We start from the raw sequence: 14,901 nt of genomic DNA, 5'->3' as shown, positions 1-14,901 counted from the left end.
TAAAAAAGAGGATTCGTTTTATTTATTGTGAGTTCCTTCCAACCCCGTTTCAATCAATGGACAATTGCGTTTATCCAGCCTTATCATGAAAATTACGGGCTTTAAAAAAAATTGTCCCTTGTATCCCCGAAATACCCCCTAAACCCATGATCACACCTCAGTTAGTCTCTATTCTACTTGTCGATGACGATCCGATATTTCGTCAGGGATTAAAAACCCTGCTCAGTTTCTACAATAATAACGGTTTGTTTAAGATGGATGTGGTGGGGGAAGCGGCTTCGGTAGATCAAGCCTTAAAAGTTGCTTCTCAACAACATCCCGCCTTAATATTACTGGATTTAGAATTAGCGCAAACCGATGGAGTTGAAGCATTGCTACAATTGCGGGAACAATCTTTTCAAGGCAAGGCGATTATTTTATCAGCCCATCATGAAGATGAAGCGGTATTTAGGTCCATGCAAGCGGGGGCGCGGGGGTATGTGTTTAAAGAGTATGTGGCGAAACAACTCTGGGATGCCATTACTACAGTCATGAAGGATGAAGTTTATTTAGCGCCCGAGGTAGCGACCAGCTTTTTCCGCATCTTTCATTTTTATTCCGGTCATTCTTTGCAAGGGTGTAAAAACATCCGCTTAACCGATCGCGAACGCGAAGTTTTAGAATGGTTAGTTCAAGGTGCCTCTAATGAAGAAATCGCCCGTCACCTTTACGTTACAGTGGCAACAGTTAAAGCCCACTTAACGGCTATTTTTGAAAAGCTGGGAGTCAGCAGTCGCACTCAGGCGATTGTCAAAGCATTAAAAGTCGGGTTAGTTGCTAGTTAATCTCCCCTGGAAACAATTCAGCAACCGGGTTTCTGGCCTCAATCTGGGCTAGATATTTTGTGAGAAAGTCTGGTTTTTAAATACTTACCGACCCCGGTTTATAGGGCATTCCCGGGCAATTACCGCCGTTGACACAGAATCCATCGCAACTCCATCGGGGGTTTTCCTTGGTTCTGTAAGGGAAATAAATTTTCACCCTGACACCATTTGATAAACCATCCGGTTGGGGGCCATGCAACGATCGGGAGATGTTCCCGTTCGTACTCTAAAACTGACTCATCGGATAATAGGATCAAGGGCAATCTGTCCATTGCTTGGGCGAGTTCTGACCGGGTAAAAATACAGGACCAGGTGACTTGGGATAGTTCTCGGGTGAGGTTGTCGGGTTCATAGTTATCCACAGCTAAGAACAGACTAAATAATAATAAACCCCCGGGACGTAAGGTATCGCAAATGCGGGCAAACAACTGGCGGAGGTGACTGACGGACCCAAAATGGGAGGCAATCACTTCACAGAGTATCACCCCTTGATAATAAGCCGGTGGTAGCTTGACTTGGCGATCGAGGATATCCCCAAGAATCCCTCGGACCGGCAATTTCTGTTTTTGTGCCGCCTCTTGGATTTGTTCGACAAAGGCAGGGGTTAACTCAACCGCATCCACGGGATAACCCAGTTGGGCCAGGGGAAGGGTATTTCGCCCGGTTCCAGCCCCGATATCTAAGATGGGGGACCGGGGGGGATCGGGAAATTGCGCTGCCACTGCCATGACTTTGGCATCGGGATGGGTTCCAAATAAGGGGGGTTCGCGCAGTTTTACCCAATCCTGGTACTGATCGGCAACGGAGGAAATAAAGGGCTTGAGTTTCAGGGTCACCCCCTGGGGGCTAGGTTCGTAAGTGAGAATTAATTTGGAATGGGGAGAGGTGGCAAATCCAGAGATTAACTGGTTTTCCAGTTCTTTCGGCAGTTTAGCCCGGATGGTGGGTTCGATGACGCTGTTGAGGCTGCTAAACAAGGTGGTGATCTGATCCAGATACAGTTGCAACAATTCAGGAACACAGGGAAACAGGATTTCGCCTCTGGCTTGAAACTGGCCTTGCAGGTGTTGGAAGTGTTTCTCGTGAATCTGGGGTGAAGGGTGGGATAGGGGTTCGCGGGGAACGGCAGAAGATGGGATTTGGTTAGGGAACATCAGGGTCAGGGGGTTAAGGGGTTACAAACGGCGGCAGAGAATCCAGCGCAATTCGATGGGGGGAAAGGCGTTGGGGAGATGGAACATATTTCGGCCTTGGGACCAGGTGGGATACCAACTGGTGGGGGGCCATGCGGAGGCGGGGAGGTTGTCCCGTTCGTATTCAAAGGCGGATTCGTCGGATAGGAGTTGCAGGGGAAGGTTCTCCAGTGCGGTGGCAAGGTCGGCCCGGGTAAAGAGGGTGCACCAGGAGGATTGAGAGAGTTCTACGACGAGGCGATCGGGTTGGTAGTCTTGGAGGGGGAGGAAGAGGTTAAATAAGATGAATCCGCCGGGAAGTACGGCGTCACTGAGTTTGGCGAGTAAGAGGCGCAGTTCGCAGGGGTCGCGAAAATGGGAGATGACTTCGGAGACGATCGCCAGTTGGTAATAGGCGGGGGGCAGTTTCACGGGGCGATCGAGGATGTCCCCTGGGATGACTCGCAGGGGTAAGTTTTGGTGGTTGGCGGTTGCCTGTAGGTCCTGGATGAAGATGGGGGCGAGTTCTACGGCATCCACGGGATGACCTCGTTGGGCCAGGGGAATGCTATTGCGACCCGTCCCTGCACCAATATCTACGATAGGGGCATGGGCAGGATTGTCAAATTGGGCAGCAATGGCAGTCGCTTTGGCATCCGGATAGGCCCCAAACAGCGGCGGTTCTTTGGTTTTGACCCACTTCTGATATTCTTCCGCCAGGGAGGGGGTCAACAGAGAGACTTGGAATTTTAACTGGGAACTGTCGTGGGGTTGGGGTTCGTAGGTGAGGACGATTTTGGCATGGGGGGAGGTTTCAAATCCCTCCTGAAGTTTCATCCACAGACTTTGGGAGAGGTGAGTCACGCCGTCATGGTCCAGGGTTTGCCCCAGGGCGTTCAATAGTTGGGCAATGGAGTTGAGGTAATGTTCCAAGAGGGCAGGGATACAAGGCATGACGATTTGACCGCGCCCTTGAAATCGATGCTGGAGTTGAGCAAGGGGTCCCGGTTGCAGGGTGGGGGGGTCAATCATGGGCTGGTTTTCAGGGGTGGAAGAATCTATTACGGGTTTGGAATACATGATGGCAAGGGGATTTACAAGGGTTTGCACAGTATCCATTGCATTGGATCTGGGTTGGAAAAAACTATTATGGGGTGGGAATAGAGGATGGGATGGGGTGTTACAAGCGTTTGCAGAGAATCCAGCGCAATTCCATCGCGGTTTGGTCTGGGGGGGTGAGTAATAGTTCCCGTCCGGTTGCCCAGTTGACGAAGGATTCATGGGGAGGCCATGTTTCTTGGGGGCGATGGGTTTGTTCATAGTTGACCCAGGACTCCTCGGAAATGAGTTCTAGGGGCAATCCGGCCATTGCATTGGCAAGGTCCGATCGCGTGAAGAGGCAGGACCAGTTGACTTGCGACATCTGACGGGTGATGGGATCGGGTTGGTAGTCTTCGGCGGCGAGAAAGAGGCTAAATAGGAGTGAACCGCCTGTCTGGAGGACGTCGCACATTTTGACGAGGAAGAGGCGCAGGCGATCGCCATCGAAACAAAACAGGGGGAGGGTTTCTGTGGCGACTGCCAGTTGATATTGTCCCAAGGGCATCCGGACGAGGGGATCAAATATATCTCCCGGAGTGACGGTGACAGGTAATCCTGTTTGTTCGGCAATTTCTTGGAGGCGATCGCAATAGGGGGCAACTAATTCCAGGGCGTCCACGGGATGACCCCGTTGTGCCAGGGCTAAGGTATTGCGTCCAGTTGCGGCCCCGATATCCAAAACTGAGGCAGTCTGCGGGTCTTCTATTAACTGGGCAATATCCAGAACTTTCGCATCGGGAGTCATGCCAAACCAGGGTTGTTCGTTCTGGTTCATCCACTCCTGATATTCCTCAATATCGGATAAGACAAAGACGGAAAATTCAAAGGTTAATCCGGTTTTTGGGGGGTCTGCCGGATGGTACTTGAGTCTCAGGCGGGCATGGGGAGATAAGGCAAATCCCTCTTCTAACTTTTTGTTCAAAATTTGATAAAGTTGATTGCGTTCCGCTTCTGGGAACGGGATTGCCAAACTATCGAATAGGGACCCAATTCGATGACGGTAATACTCTGCCATTGCTGGAACTCCGGGCATAATCAGTTCGCCGATGGTTTCCAGTCTTTGGTTAAAACTGGTCAGCATCGCTTGAAAGAGTACGGCAGGGTCCGTGATCACTGGCACAGAAGCAGTCGGGTAGTTTGTATTTTGGGATGTCATTGGGTTATAAAATTTAAAGTCTGTGGGCTGGCTGCCCGGTCAAAGGGGTGCGATCGCCGGTTTGTGGGTGATCCTGATACTTTACTCCTTTCCTGACTCCGCCTGGGAACGAAACAAATTGGAGGAACTGCCTCATAGTCAAGGGAGAGATTCAATCTGCAACAACTTCCTCGATTTAAGCGGAGACTGGGGCGATCGCCTCTGGATTCGGGCATTTTTCTAAGGGTCGCTGACACCTCCGTATCCCTGAAAAGTTTAGCTCAATTTTTCCAGGATGAACAAAATTTAAACTTTGCTTAAGTTTTGTCAGCCTCTGCCTCTCAATCGGTTATATTCAGAAAATTCCGCTATCATTTTCCTCAGAAATAATACCAACGGTTGTGTTAAACTCAGTCTGATGAGTTGACCCCGATTCACCCAAGCGCGATCGAACGGCTCAGACTTGAAAATTGTTAGCTACAATCTGGTTAGACTCAATCCTCATTTTAGTATCAGCCCAGAGTGCATAATATGAGCAATTATCTGGCTATTGCCACCGTAACTGCCTGTTTACAACGAATGTTACAGGCTTCTGTTCAATTAGATTTAGATGGCGCAAGAGTAACCACTGTTCGGCCTAATAATTTAGGCAGCGGGACTCCCGAAAAGGGGGTCAACCTCTATATGTACCAAGTCTCCCTCAATCCCGTGTGGCAAAAGAATGCAGAAGTCCGGATGCGCAGTAGCCGGGATGCCGGGGCGAAGAAATCCCGGACAGCATTAGATTTGCATTATATTCTCAGTTTCTACGGCAATGAAACAGAATTAGAACCGCAACGACTGTTAGGCAGTGTGGTGAAAATTTTGAGCGATCGCACCACCTTGACCCGAGAAACCATTTACGAAACTCTGGCTGATTCTAGCTATCCCTATTTAACCGATTCCAATTTAGCGGACCAAACCGAAGAAATTTGCTTTAGTCCAATGGATTTATCCTTAGAAGATCTCTCAAAAGTTTGGTCAGTATTTTTTCAAACACCTTATAGTATATCATTAGTATATAAAGCAACGGTGGTGATGATTGAAGGAGAAGAATCCGCTTACCGAGCTTTACCTGTACGGGAACGCGCCCTCAGCGGAGTCATTCCCTTTTTCAATCGCCCCCTCGTCGAACAAGTGGTCTCTCGTTCGGGAAAATTTGACCCCATTCTAGCCCATAGTACCCTACTAATTCGCGGCAAAAACCTCAGCAGCAAAAGGACAACAGTGCGGATTAGTGGTGTAGAAATTACCCCCCAATCCATCAACGAAACTGAGTTATTGCTTCCCCTTTCTTTAACCCCTGAGCATTCTTTAAAAGCCGGGGTACAAAGCTTACAAGTCATTCATCATGTCTCTACCGAATCTCGGGGAGACAATGGCAACGGATGGCGGGGAGAATCCACTCAAGAAACTGCAACCCAAACCTTATCCAAACCGATAGTATTCTCTCAAAGTTTAGAATCAAATGCCATCCCGTTTATTTTACGTCCTGTAGTGACGAAGGTGACCGTTTCTAAGTTAGAAGGAAAGGACGAAGATGTGCGTTCCGCTGAGATTAAAGTCCGGGTCAATCTGACCCTGGGCAAACATCAGCGCATTGTATTAGTTTTGAATGAAAAATCTACCCAAAATCCGGCAGCTTATATGTTTGAAGCCTCCCACCGTCATCGGGATGGGATGATAGTCACGATTCCCATTAAAAATGTGAAACCGGGTGAATATTTGGTTCGATTACAGGTGGATGGGGCGGAAAGTATTCTGAATGTGGATACGGATCCGAATAGTCCTAATTTTAACCGTTATACTGAGCCTAAGATGGTGATTCGATGAGGGGGATTAGGAACCACTGATTTCACTGATTTTCACAGAATAGATGGGGAGGAGGAATTACATGGATTGAGGGATTAGAACAAAGGACGAATGACAATTGACAAATAACCCATGACAAAATTATGAATGAAGAAGAGTTGAAAAGACGGTTGATTCAAGAGGTTGATATGATGAGTATCAATCAGTTAAATGAGTTGGGGAATCGAGCGGTTAAGTTGGGGTTGATTGTGGGGCATGGATATCGGGGGGGGAAGTATGAAATTTTGCGGAAAGGGGAAGCGTTGATGATGACTCCCCAGGAAGCTCAGAATTACTTGGAAAGTTTGATTAAAGAAATTGGTGCATAAATGTCTGGAGTCAAAATGAGTCCGACTAAAACTTGGGCGATCGCCAATCAAGAGTATTTGATGGCGGCGATCGCCCGGGTTCGTTCCTATTTGCAACGCCACATCCAACGCCTGAATCCAGAGGCGGAATTTGATACAGCAGAATTCTTATCGGGGAATGAACAGGCAAGGGGTTGGGATTTGCAGACGCCTCCGAGTTTAGACGAACTGAGCGATCGCTTTGGATTATCGGCGTTTGAGCGAGATATCCTGCTATTATGCGCCGGGATGGAACTGGATGGCACTTGGGGTACACTCTGTGCTACAGCTCAAGGGGATGCTCAAGCCCAATATCCCACATTTACTCTGGCTTTGGATGTCTTACCCTCACCGAATTGGATGGCACTCACCCCCGTGGGAGCATTGCGCCGATGGCGACTGATTGAGATTGGGACTGGCAATGCCCTCACCCAGAGTCCCCTGAGAATTGATGAACGGGTGTTGCATTATTTGGTCGGAATTGAGCATCCCGATGAACGATTGGTGGCAGCAGTCTCCCGTATCCCCATCCAAGTAGGGGAAATGGACCGTTTATGTGGGTCTCATCGCCACTTAGCGGAACAGGTGGCGGGAATGCTAGTGAGTGAGGAGTTGGGCAAAGTACCAATTGTCCAATTATGTGGCAGTGATGTAGCCAGTAAGCGGGCGATCGCCTCGGCGGTTTGTAGTGCGATCGGCTGGAACTTGCACGTCATGGCAGCAGATGTCATCCCCATCGCCTTGGGGGAAATCACCGAATTGATGCGGTTATGGGAGAGAGAGGCATTTTTAAATAACAGCGCCTTGCTATTAGATTGTGATGAAGTGGATAGCAATGATGTGGCGCGAGAAAGTGCGATCGCCCGAATTATCGAAAACTATGATAATCCTTTACTCATTACCAGTCGCGATCGTCGCCATCCCCGGCAACGTCCCTTAATTACCTTTGAAGTCGAACAACCTTCATCCCAGGAACAACGAGAACTCTGGAAGAATACCCTGGGTCCAGACGCAGCCACCTTAAACGGTCACATTGAAACCTTAGTCTCCCATTTTAGCCTCAGCGCCCCCGCCATCCGTGCCGCCTGCCTCAAAACCAAAGGAACCAACAAGATTGCCACCGACAACGGCAACGACTTCGGCAGCCAACTGTGGGAGACTTGTCGCATCCAGGCGCGATCGCGCATGGAAGACCTCGCCCAACGCATCGAATCCGGTAGCCACTGGGACGACCTCGTACTCCCCGACATCCAACGAGACACCCTCCGGGAAATCATCGCCCATGTCCGACAACGGGCCAAAGTTTACGAAACCTGGGGATTTGGCGGCAAAAGTGGCCGAGGATTAGGCATCACCGCCCTCTTTGCCGGTGCCAGCGGTACAGGCAAAACAATGGCCGCCGATATTATCGCCCAAGAACTGCACCTGGATCTGTACCGAATCGACCTCAGTTCCATCATTAGTAAATATATTGGCGAAACCGAGAAAAACCTGCGCCGAGTCTTCGACTCAGCCGAAGCAGGCGGGTCCATCCTCCTGTTTGACGAAGCCGACGCCTTATTTGGCAAACGCAGCGAAGTCAAAGACTCCCACGATCGCCATGCCAACATCGAAGTCGCCTACCTCCTGCAACGCATGGAAGCCTACCGAGGATTAGCCATCCTTACCACCAACCTCAAAAGCTCCTTAGACCAAGCCTTCCTGCGCCGTATCCGCTTCGTCATCCAATTCCCCTTCCCCGACGCCAATCAACGGGAAGAAATTTGGCGACGCATCTTCCCCAAACAAACCCCAACCGAAGGCTTAAACTATCCCAAACTCGGTAAACTCAACGTCGCTGGAGGAAACATCCGCAATATAGCCTTAAACTCCGCCTTTATTGCCGCCGACGCCAACGAACCCGTGATGATGAAACATATCCTCGAAGCGTCAAAAAGTGAATATATGAAATTAGAAAGACCCTTGACCGATATGGAAATTAAAGGATGGATTTGAACCACTGATTGCACAGATTGGCACAGAGAACAAGAGAGGTCAGGAAAATCCGTGAAAATCTGTGTAATCTGTGGTATAATGGTTCCAATGATTTTAGGAAAGGATTCCTGATGAGTTATTTGTTTGAGGAACAAACTTATCAGATTATTGTTGCAGCGCAAGAAGTGCATCGGGAGTTGGGTCCCGGCTTTTTAGAGATTGTTTATAAAGATGCCTTAGAAATCGAGTTTCAACAGCGAGATATTCCTTATATTCGAGAAGCTGCGATTCCCGTCTATTATAAAGGAATCCCTTTATTTACAAAATCGGGATGCTCCCTATCTAGTGTCCTTGCGTAAGTCCTGATAGGGTAAAGCCAGTGGGAGGATGGGGTCAGAAAAGTGGAAGATAATTTTTAGTGACCGCCAATATCATAAGAGCGGCGATAGCACTTTCCAAGGTTTGGGAAACCAAGCAAAACGGTCTTCTAACCACACTAAACCATCATAGGTCATGCCGCTAGTTTCTCCGGGTTTAACATATTTCCAAGTCAACCAAACTTTGTCGGGCAGTAGGTAATGGGCAATGCTTTGATAACCACCGGGAAAGACCTCTGCTATTCCTGATTCCGATGAGAGTTCTTCAGCACGCCCAAGAGCAATTAAAATTTCAGTCTGACCCGGTTGAGGTTGAGGAACGGGAGACTGTGCCCAAAGTTCTTTATATCCTTTTTGGGCGATTTCCGCGGCTTCTGGCACAAAAATCTGAGCATAATCTTCATCTCGGGGCTGCAAACTTTCCCGGGCAATTTCGCCTAAAACTGCCCGTTCCCTCGTTGCCCCAAAAGCAGCAAGCAGCTTGACTGCCGAAGCCTCAATTCTTAAGTAGTCGGAGGTTGAACTTGTTTCCATGTTTCTGATTACCTAATATTTCTAAGCGGGTTGGCCGTAATAATTGGTATTTGAAGAGGCATAATCATATCCAGCATTGGAAGATTCCGCAGCTCCAGTAATGAGTCTTTGGGTCCAATCTTCAAAGAAGTTCTTATCGCCCTTTTTGAGTCCAGCCAAGCCTCCGACACCAGCTTTGAGGATTGCCTTATAAGCTGCAATCAGTCCTTCATCACCAATTTCCATCAAAGCATCTAAGAAACTGTCGCGTAGTTTGTCACTCTTCAAAACAGTTTCAAAAACTTTGATAAGGGAATCGTTGGCAGCACCTTTAATAGCTCCAAATGTAAATTCTTTCAATACCTGACCAGCCATTTTCTCTCCAAACACCTTCCCAATTTCATCCAGCTTGTCTGCCAAGCTTGACGATTCCGCTAATCCAGCTAGAGCAGCAGTTACTGCTACGACCACCACATCAATTCCAAAGTCCTCTACACCGTAAGCATCACCCTGTATGCCGTATTTGATTGCTATCCCTATTGCACCACCTGCAGCTGTTACGGCTGCTACCAACCAAGGAGTTGCAGTTCCGGCTGTGAGGCAGGTGGCTATAATTGCCGCTGTAATATTTACTCCTGTGACGATAGCATCTGTGACAGCGTTTTTAGCTTCTTCATAGTTCTTCACATCTGTCTCGGTATAGTTATAGACTCGCTCGAAATCTTGCTCTGTGTAGCCATCTTTTAGACCAGTCTTCTCGTCATAAATTTGCTGAAGTCGCGCATATTGCTTTTCTAGTTGTAATTTGCTAGTTGTAAACCCTAAATCTTGAGCAGAAGACATAACCCAACGAGAAAACGCCCAAGATCCTCCACCAATTTCAAAGTCGTACCTCGCTTTAATGACCAGCCATTTTTCCTGCATAGTTTCGGGTTTTCCACCTAGCATGAGCTTAACTTCATGCCAATCCCGACCACCTAGTTCACTTTTCAGCTCTGTCTCTAAGTCCAGCCCTATCTCTTTTTTGTACCTAGCTTTGATAGCTTCAATTTCTTGTTTTGTCTTATCACCGAGAATTTCCTTGATTTGCTCTTCGTTAGTTCCTGTACCACTCATTGCGTCTTTTAGAGCAAAGACTGGATCGAGTTTTCCATCTGTGCTGTATTGTTGTACTTTCGTCAGTTCCTTACCCCAGCCAAGGTCACTAAACTCATCGTGAATCATTCTCTGGAAAGCACCTTCCCCACCATGATTCTTGTCATAGGCTTCCTTAATTTTGTCGCATTCTTCTTTGCTCTTCCCTTTAAATTCGTTGTAAATTGCGGCTTCATTAGTTCCGGAACCATAGGCTGCGTTATAAATGCGGGCAGCCGCCTGGGTATAAGGATCGGTTTCAAGGAGGGATTTAGTCAGTGTCTTTTCTGCACCTGTTAACCAGTTATCAGAAAATTCACTATCGATATCTGTTTCTAGATCTCTGTTTGTAATGTTCTTATATGCTGCCTTAATCTTAGGTAGCTCTGTCTGATGTTCCTTAAGATATTTTTGAACGGCTTCTTCATCCGTTCCCGCGCCTTTCATTGCGCCTTGTAAGCGGTAAGCAATAGCCAAAGGCTTATTCTTAGCTAAAAGTGCTTGAACTACCTTCTTATCAAATCCGCCCAGACTAGAAAGAACCTTCTTGATTGTTTCGGGATGATTGGTCTGCAGCGCATCAATTTCTTTATTTGGGAGAGACATCAAAATCTCTTCTATTTTTTCTTCGTCGTCATTAAGCCATGACAATGAATTCTCTAGCCCTTTAGCTGCCGATTCTGCTGCGTCAGCTCTTAAATAGGCTAAAGCTTCTTTTAAATCTTTTCCCGAGAGTTCATCTTTTAGATCATGTTCTAATGATCTTCCATAGTGATCTAGATAGACTCGTTTAATTGCGTCAATTTGTTGGAGGGTTTTCCCTCTTAAAGTATTCATAATGGTCTTTTCATCAGTTCCCCAACCTTCCATCGCTTTATACAAAGCGTCAGCAGCTTGTAGCATCTCCTGAGAGTTAACTAAGTCTTTAGTCTCTTGAGTATCATTTTTCTTTTCAACGCCAGTGACTTTTGCTTTATTTTCTTCTCTGGCTTTAGATAAATACCCCATTGCTTGGTTTAAGTCTTTTCCGGATAGCTCATCGCGCAAATCATACTCAAGGGTGCGACCATACATTTCCAGGTATTTTTCTTCAATTGCCGCTAGTTCTGCTGCAGTTTTATTATCGAGAGTTCGCATAATGAGATCTTCATCAGTTCCCCAACCTTCCATCGCTTCACGCAGATACTCAGCGGCTTGGTTAATTTTTCCTGGATCTACAGCAGGAGCATTTTGCACGGTTGGTGTTCGCTGAATCCTTGTGCTCTCTAACTTCGGCTGCACTTTACTAGAATTCTGCTGCACCACATGAGTTAACTCATGGGCAATCAACTCCTGCCCCCCAGAATGGCTCGGATTATATTCCCCTTTCTTAAAGAAAATGTGCTGCCCAGTGGTAAAAGCACGAGCGCTAATAGAACGATTTAAGGTATCGGAATTTGCATCGGTATGAACCCGCACGCTGCTAAAATCTGTACCAAAGGCGCTCTCCATCTTGGGACGAATGGCATTATCTAGTGGAGACCCGCCACTTTTAGCTTGGCTGATGCTGCTTTCCAAATCTGACGAAGCCTCTCCTCCTTCGATCGCTTCCCGACGTTGCACCGTCAGTCTCATGATTGAGGGTGTAGAGAACATTTGACGTTGCACAGAAGATCCACCATCGCCCTTCGCATCCGGGGGTGTGGGCGCACTAATTTGCTTGACCACTTTGCGAGCAATCGTGTCGGCTTCTTGCTCAAATTTATCGTCCGGTGCCCCAATCGTAAGTTTGGGTTGAATCGGTGGGGGTGCAGAAACGTCGAGGCGAGACAAGCGATCGCCCCCTACCTGTCCCGATTCCACTTGTGTCTGAACTTCTGGTGTTGTTGCTGATTCGGTTTGGGCGGGTTCGGCAAAGGGACGGGGTTTGAACATCCCAGTGGCGGGAGTCTGTGTAGTATTGGATTGTCCTTTTTTCTGGATGTGCCGTCCGGTTGCCATAGTCTAGCCTCGCCGATCGCATTGATAGAGTATTTTGTCTACTTTCTCCTAAAAGTGCGATCGCGTCCATTCGACTAAAGTCTAGGTACGGTGCGATCGCCTACGCAACCAATACCGGCGAAAGGGTCTCAATCCAAACCTTGGCTCCACAGTCTTTCGGCTGATCCGGTCGATACACCACTCGGCAGGGTCCGGTCACTTCTACCTCATAGCCATATTGCTTACTGCTGCCGCGTTTAACCCCAATGACCGGCAAATTTTGCCCATGCTTGTAATTTTGGCTAATCCGACTCCGGTTGATATGAATGCAAGTCATCACCTCCCGGCGGATGGCTTGCCACGTTGGCTTTGGGCCGCGCTTCCCCTTGCTGAGCACGGGCATTCCATCTTTCAGGGGAATCACCCAAACATTGCTAATTTTATAAGCTCCATGAATTCTCCCATCCAGGAGCAAACGTCTAACTCGGGGGCTGGAAATTCCCAATAACTTGGCGGCTTCGTTGGTTCCGACTAGCATGGCAAGTATTACAACAACAGCGTAATAGTTGATTATGACAGTTCCGGGCTAAATTGTCTAGAGGTTTAGCCCGAATTTTGGAATCCATAAGCGATCGCCTCTTCTGCGCCTCTGTGACAATCCGTGAAATCAGTGGTTCATTCCACCTCACTCCCATCCCTAATTCTGAGAAGTCGGATTCGGCTGCTTCATCTCCTCCAGAATAATTTCTTGATTAATCAAAGCTTGAGAATGAGTAGGATTCAGTTCCAATGCTTTTTGCGTCGCCGCTAAAGCATCCCCATACTCTTCTAAAAATCTTAGGGCGATGCCTTTGCCCGCCCAAAAATCAGCATTTTCCGCATTAACTTGAATAGCGCGTTCGTAGGTGGTGACGGCTTCTCCATAGCGGCGCAATGCCATCAGTCCGAGGGCGCGATTATAGAGGGCGGGGGCGGATTCTGGGGCCATTCCTAGGGCGCTGTCGGCGGAGGCGACGGCTTCGGCATAGCGCTCTAAGCGATAGAGAACGGCACTCTGATTTACCCAAATATCCGCCATTGTGGGCCGATCGCCTACATTGGCATCCCCTCTCAAGGCGCGATTGTACGCATCCACGGCTTCGTCATATCGGCCTAATCCGGTGAGAATTCGCCCTTGGTTAAACCAGGCTAAGGATGACCCTGGGGCGATCGCGATCGCCCGTTCCGTAGCAGCTAAGGCTTCTTGTTCTCGGTTCAAATGCCACAGGGGAACGCTGCGATTACTCCAAGCATCGGCTAACTGGGGATTGAGTCCGATCGCCTTATTAGAAGCTGCCAGGGATTCTTCATAACTTTCCAGTCCCGTCAACGCATTGGCTAACTGCACCCAGGCATAAGCCGGTCCCAAGTCGCCCCAGTTGCCATCTCCCTCCTGTAGTGCCATTTCACAAGCCGCTTTTGCCGGTTCATAGCTGCCCAATCGGTTCAAGTTAGCGCATTGATGCAGCAAGGTAAAGGAAGATTTAGGATTGATTTTGACCGCCCATTGGAAGGAGAGTTGCGCTTCCGGATGTCTGCCGAGGATGCCGAGGATAATGCCTTGTTCGGTCCAGGATACAGCGTCATTAGGTTCCAGTCCCAAGGCGCGATCATAGGCGGCTAAGGCTTCGTCATAGCGTCTTTGGGATTTGAGCAGTCTAGCTTTATTCGCCCAGGCAATGGCGGGGTTGAGGGTTCCCCAATTTTCATTGACTTGCAAGGCGCGATCGCAAGCAGTCAGTGCTTCTGCGCCTTGTCCCAATTCCGAGAGAATGGCGCATCGTCCCGCTAAGGCGATGGAATAGTTGGGATTGATTTTAATCGCCCATTCGTAGGAAGCGAGGGCTTCTTCAATTTGACCCGAACGACTCAAGGCGACACCGCGATGATACCAAGCGACGGCAGGGGATTGGGTTTCCCAGTTGTTATCCATGCGTAAGGCAGTGTCACAGGAGGCAACTGCCTCTTCATATTGACTCAGTTCGACTGCACCGGAACAGCGTTTTGTGAGTAAGAGGGAATTGTTGGGGTCGCGTTCAATGGCTTGGTTGTAGGCGGCGACAGCTTCGGCGTACTGCTTCAAGGCAAATAAGGCATCCCCGCGATCGCTCCAGACGATGGGGTCATTGGTATTCAAGGCGATCGCGCTATCACAGGCGGCGACTGCCTGCTCATATTGCGCTTGTTCCAGCAAGGTTCGACATAACCCCGCCCAATGGGAAAAATCCTCTAACCCTTCCTGTGCCAACAACCTGGAGTTGCCGCCTCCTGTCCCCATCCCCGCCATCATCAATAGAACAGATACCCCTATTTTTACTGAATTTCTTCCGGTTTTTTCAAGCTGTTTATTCATAGTATTTCCCTGCTTTTGTCATCACTGATTTAGCTTGGTTTCTT

General features: G+C 48.4%; 13 protein-coding genes. 6 read left to right on the top strand and 7 right to left on the bottom strand.

The features are described 5' to 3' along the window. The first annotated feature begins 146 nt into the window (after positions 1–146). The gene (locus NG792_RS08645) at positions 147–824 is read left to right on the top strand and encodes a response regulator (protein WP_261199767.1); all 678 of its coding nucleotides are present in this window, start codon (positions 147–149) and stop codon (positions 822–824) included. Positions 825–943: 119 nt separating this feature from the next. On the opposite strand, the gene NG792_RS08640 is transcribed toward NG792_RS08645, so the two are convergent. From NG792_RS08640 to NG792_RS08630, 3 genes are all read right to left on the bottom strand, one after another. After that, positions 944–2,017 carry a class I SAM-dependent methyltransferase gene (locus tag NG792_RS08640; protein ID WP_261235209.1) on the bottom strand — a complete coding sequence of 358 codons (1,074 nt, stop codon included), beginning with the start codon at positions 2,015–2,017 and terminating at the stop codon, positions 944–946. Between the two features lie 21 nt (positions 2,018–2,038). Then, positions 2,039–3,154, bottom strand: coding sequence for a class I SAM-dependent methyltransferase (locus NG792_RS08635; protein ID WP_261235208.1), 1,116 nt, complete (start codon positions 3,152–3,154; stop codon positions 2,039–2,041). 61 nt (positions 3,155–3,215) lie between these two features. After that, a complete protein-coding gene (locus tag NG792_RS08630; protein ID WP_261235207.1) occupies positions 3,216–4,292 on the bottom strand; it encodes a class I SAM-dependent methyltransferase in 1,077 nt (358 codons plus the stop codon). Between the two features lie 22 nt (positions 4,293–4,314). Here NG792_RS08630 and NG792_RS08625 point away from each other — a divergent pair, with 22 nt between their 5' ends. From NG792_RS08625 to NG792_RS08605, 5 genes are all read left to right on the top strand, one after another. After that, positions 4,315–4,515, top strand: a complete 201-nt coding sequence (locus tag NG792_RS08625; RefSeq protein ID WP_261199771.1) for a hypothetical protein — start codon at positions 4,315–4,317, stop codon at positions 4,513–4,515. Positions 4,516–4,802: 287 nt separating this feature from the next. Next, positions 4,803–6,143 carry a Pvc16 family protein gene (locus tag NG792_RS08620; protein ID WP_261199772.1) on the top strand — a complete coding sequence of 447 codons (1,341 nt, stop codon included), beginning with the start codon at positions 4,803–4,805 and terminating at the stop codon, positions 6,141–6,143. Between the two features lie 122 nt (positions 6,144–6,265). Beyond that, positions 6,266–6,490, top strand: a complete 225-nt coding sequence (locus tag NG792_RS08615) for a hypothetical protein (protein WP_261199773.1) — start codon at positions 6,266–6,268, stop codon at positions 6,488–6,490. 15 nt (positions 6,491–6,505) lie between these two features. After that, a complete protein-coding gene (locus NG792_RS08610; RefSeq protein WP_261235206.1) occupies positions 6,506–8,503 on the top strand; it encodes an ATP-binding protein in 1,998 nt (665 codons plus the stop codon). Between the two features lie 110 nt (positions 8,504–8,613). Then, complete coding sequence (locus NG792_RS08605) at positions 8,614–8,841, top strand: GxxExxY protein (RefSeq protein WP_261235205.1); 228 nt, start codon at positions 8,614–8,616, stop codon at positions 8,839–8,841. A gap of 72 nt (positions 8,842–8,913) precedes the next feature. Here the strand turns inward: NG792_RS08605 and NG792_RS08600 are convergent, their stop codons facing one another. The 4 genes from NG792_RS08600 to NG792_RS08585 all read right to left on the bottom strand — a co-directional run bounded on the left by NG792_RS08600 (position 8,914) and on the right by NG792_RS08585 (position 14,857). Next, on the bottom strand, positions 8,914–9,393 hold the full coding sequence (locus NG792_RS08600; RefSeq protein ID WP_261235204.1) for a hypothetical protein: 480 nt from the start codon (positions 9,391–9,393) through the stop codon (positions 8,914–8,916). Positions 9,394–9,414: 21 nt separating this feature from the next. Next, a complete protein-coding gene (locus NG792_RS08595; RefSeq protein ID WP_261235203.1) occupies positions 9,415–12,486 on the bottom strand; it encodes an eCIS core domain-containing protein in 3,072 nt (1,023 codons plus the stop codon). Between the two features lie 100 nt (positions 12,487–12,586). Then, entirely contained in the window at positions 12,587–13,003 is a 417-nt protein-coding gene (locus NG792_RS08590) for a helix-turn-helix domain-containing protein (RefSeq protein WP_261235202.1), read from the bottom strand. Between the two features lie 159 nt (positions 13,004–13,162). Further along, positions 13,163–14,857 carry a tetratricopeptide repeat protein gene (locus NG792_RS08585; protein ID WP_261235201.1) on the bottom strand — a complete coding sequence of 565 codons (1,695 nt, stop codon included), beginning with the start codon at positions 14,855–14,857 and terminating at the stop codon, positions 13,163–13,165. Positions 14,858–14,901 lie beyond the last annotated feature (44 nt).

Origin of the sequence: Laspinema olomoucense D3b (genome assembly GCF_025370785.1) — a bacterium.
GTDB classification, from domain to species: domain Bacteria; phylum Cyanobacteriota; class Cyanobacteriia; order Cyanobacteriales; family Laspinemataceae; genus Laspinema; species Laspinema olomoucense.
The sequence above is the reverse complement of the archived record's forward strand: the minus strand, read 5'-3'. Positions and strand labels throughout refer to the sequence as shown.

Excerpts from the sequence above, each read along its gene's own strand:
- NG792_RS08620 (WP_261199772.1), top strand. The coding sequence starts at position 4,803 with ATGAGCAATTATCTGGCTATTGCCACCGTAACTGCCTGTTTACAACGA.
- NG792_RS08605 (WP_261235205.1), top strand. The coding sequence starts at position 8,614 with ATGAGTTATTTGTTTGAGGAACAAACTTATCAGATTATTGTTGCAGCG.
- NG792_RS08615 (WP_261199773.1), top strand. The coding sequence starts at position 6,266 with ATGAATGAAGAAGAGTTGAAAAGACGGTTGATTCAAGAGGTTGATATG.
- NG792_RS08595 (WP_261235203.1), bottom strand. The coding sequence starts at position 12,486 with ATGGCAACCGGACGGCACATCCAGAAAAAAGGACAATCCAATACTACA.
- NG792_RS08645 (WP_261199767.1), top strand. The coding sequence starts at position 147 with ATGATCACACCTCAGTTAGTCTCTATTCTACTTGTCGATGACGATCCG.
- NG792_RS08590 (WP_261235202.1), bottom strand. The coding sequence starts at position 13,003 with ATGCTAGTCGGAACCAACGAAGCCGCCAAGTTATTGGGAATTTCCAGC.
- NG792_RS08610 (WP_261235206.1), top strand. The coding sequence starts at position 6,506 with ATGAGTCCGACTAAAACTTGGGCGATCGCCAATCAAGAGTATTTGATG.
- NG792_RS08585 (WP_261235201.1), bottom strand. The coding sequence starts at position 14,857 with ATGAATAAACAGCTTGAAAAAACCGGAAGAAATTCAGTAAAAATAGGG.
- NG792_RS08600 (WP_261235204.1), bottom strand. The coding sequence starts at position 9,393 with ATGGAAACAAGTTCAACCTCCGACTACTTAAGAATTGAGGCTTCGGCA.
- NG792_RS08635 (WP_261235208.1), bottom strand. The coding sequence starts at position 3,154 with ATGGATACTGTGCAAACCCTTGTAAATCCCCTTGCCATCATGTATTCC.
- NG792_RS08640 (WP_261235209.1), bottom strand. The coding sequence starts at position 2,017 with ATGTTCCCTAACCAAATCCCATCTTCTGCCGTTCCCCGCGAACCCCTA.
- NG792_RS08630 (WP_261235207.1), bottom strand. The coding sequence starts at position 4,292 with ATGACATCCCAAAATACAAACTACCCGACTGCTTCTGTGCCAGTGATC.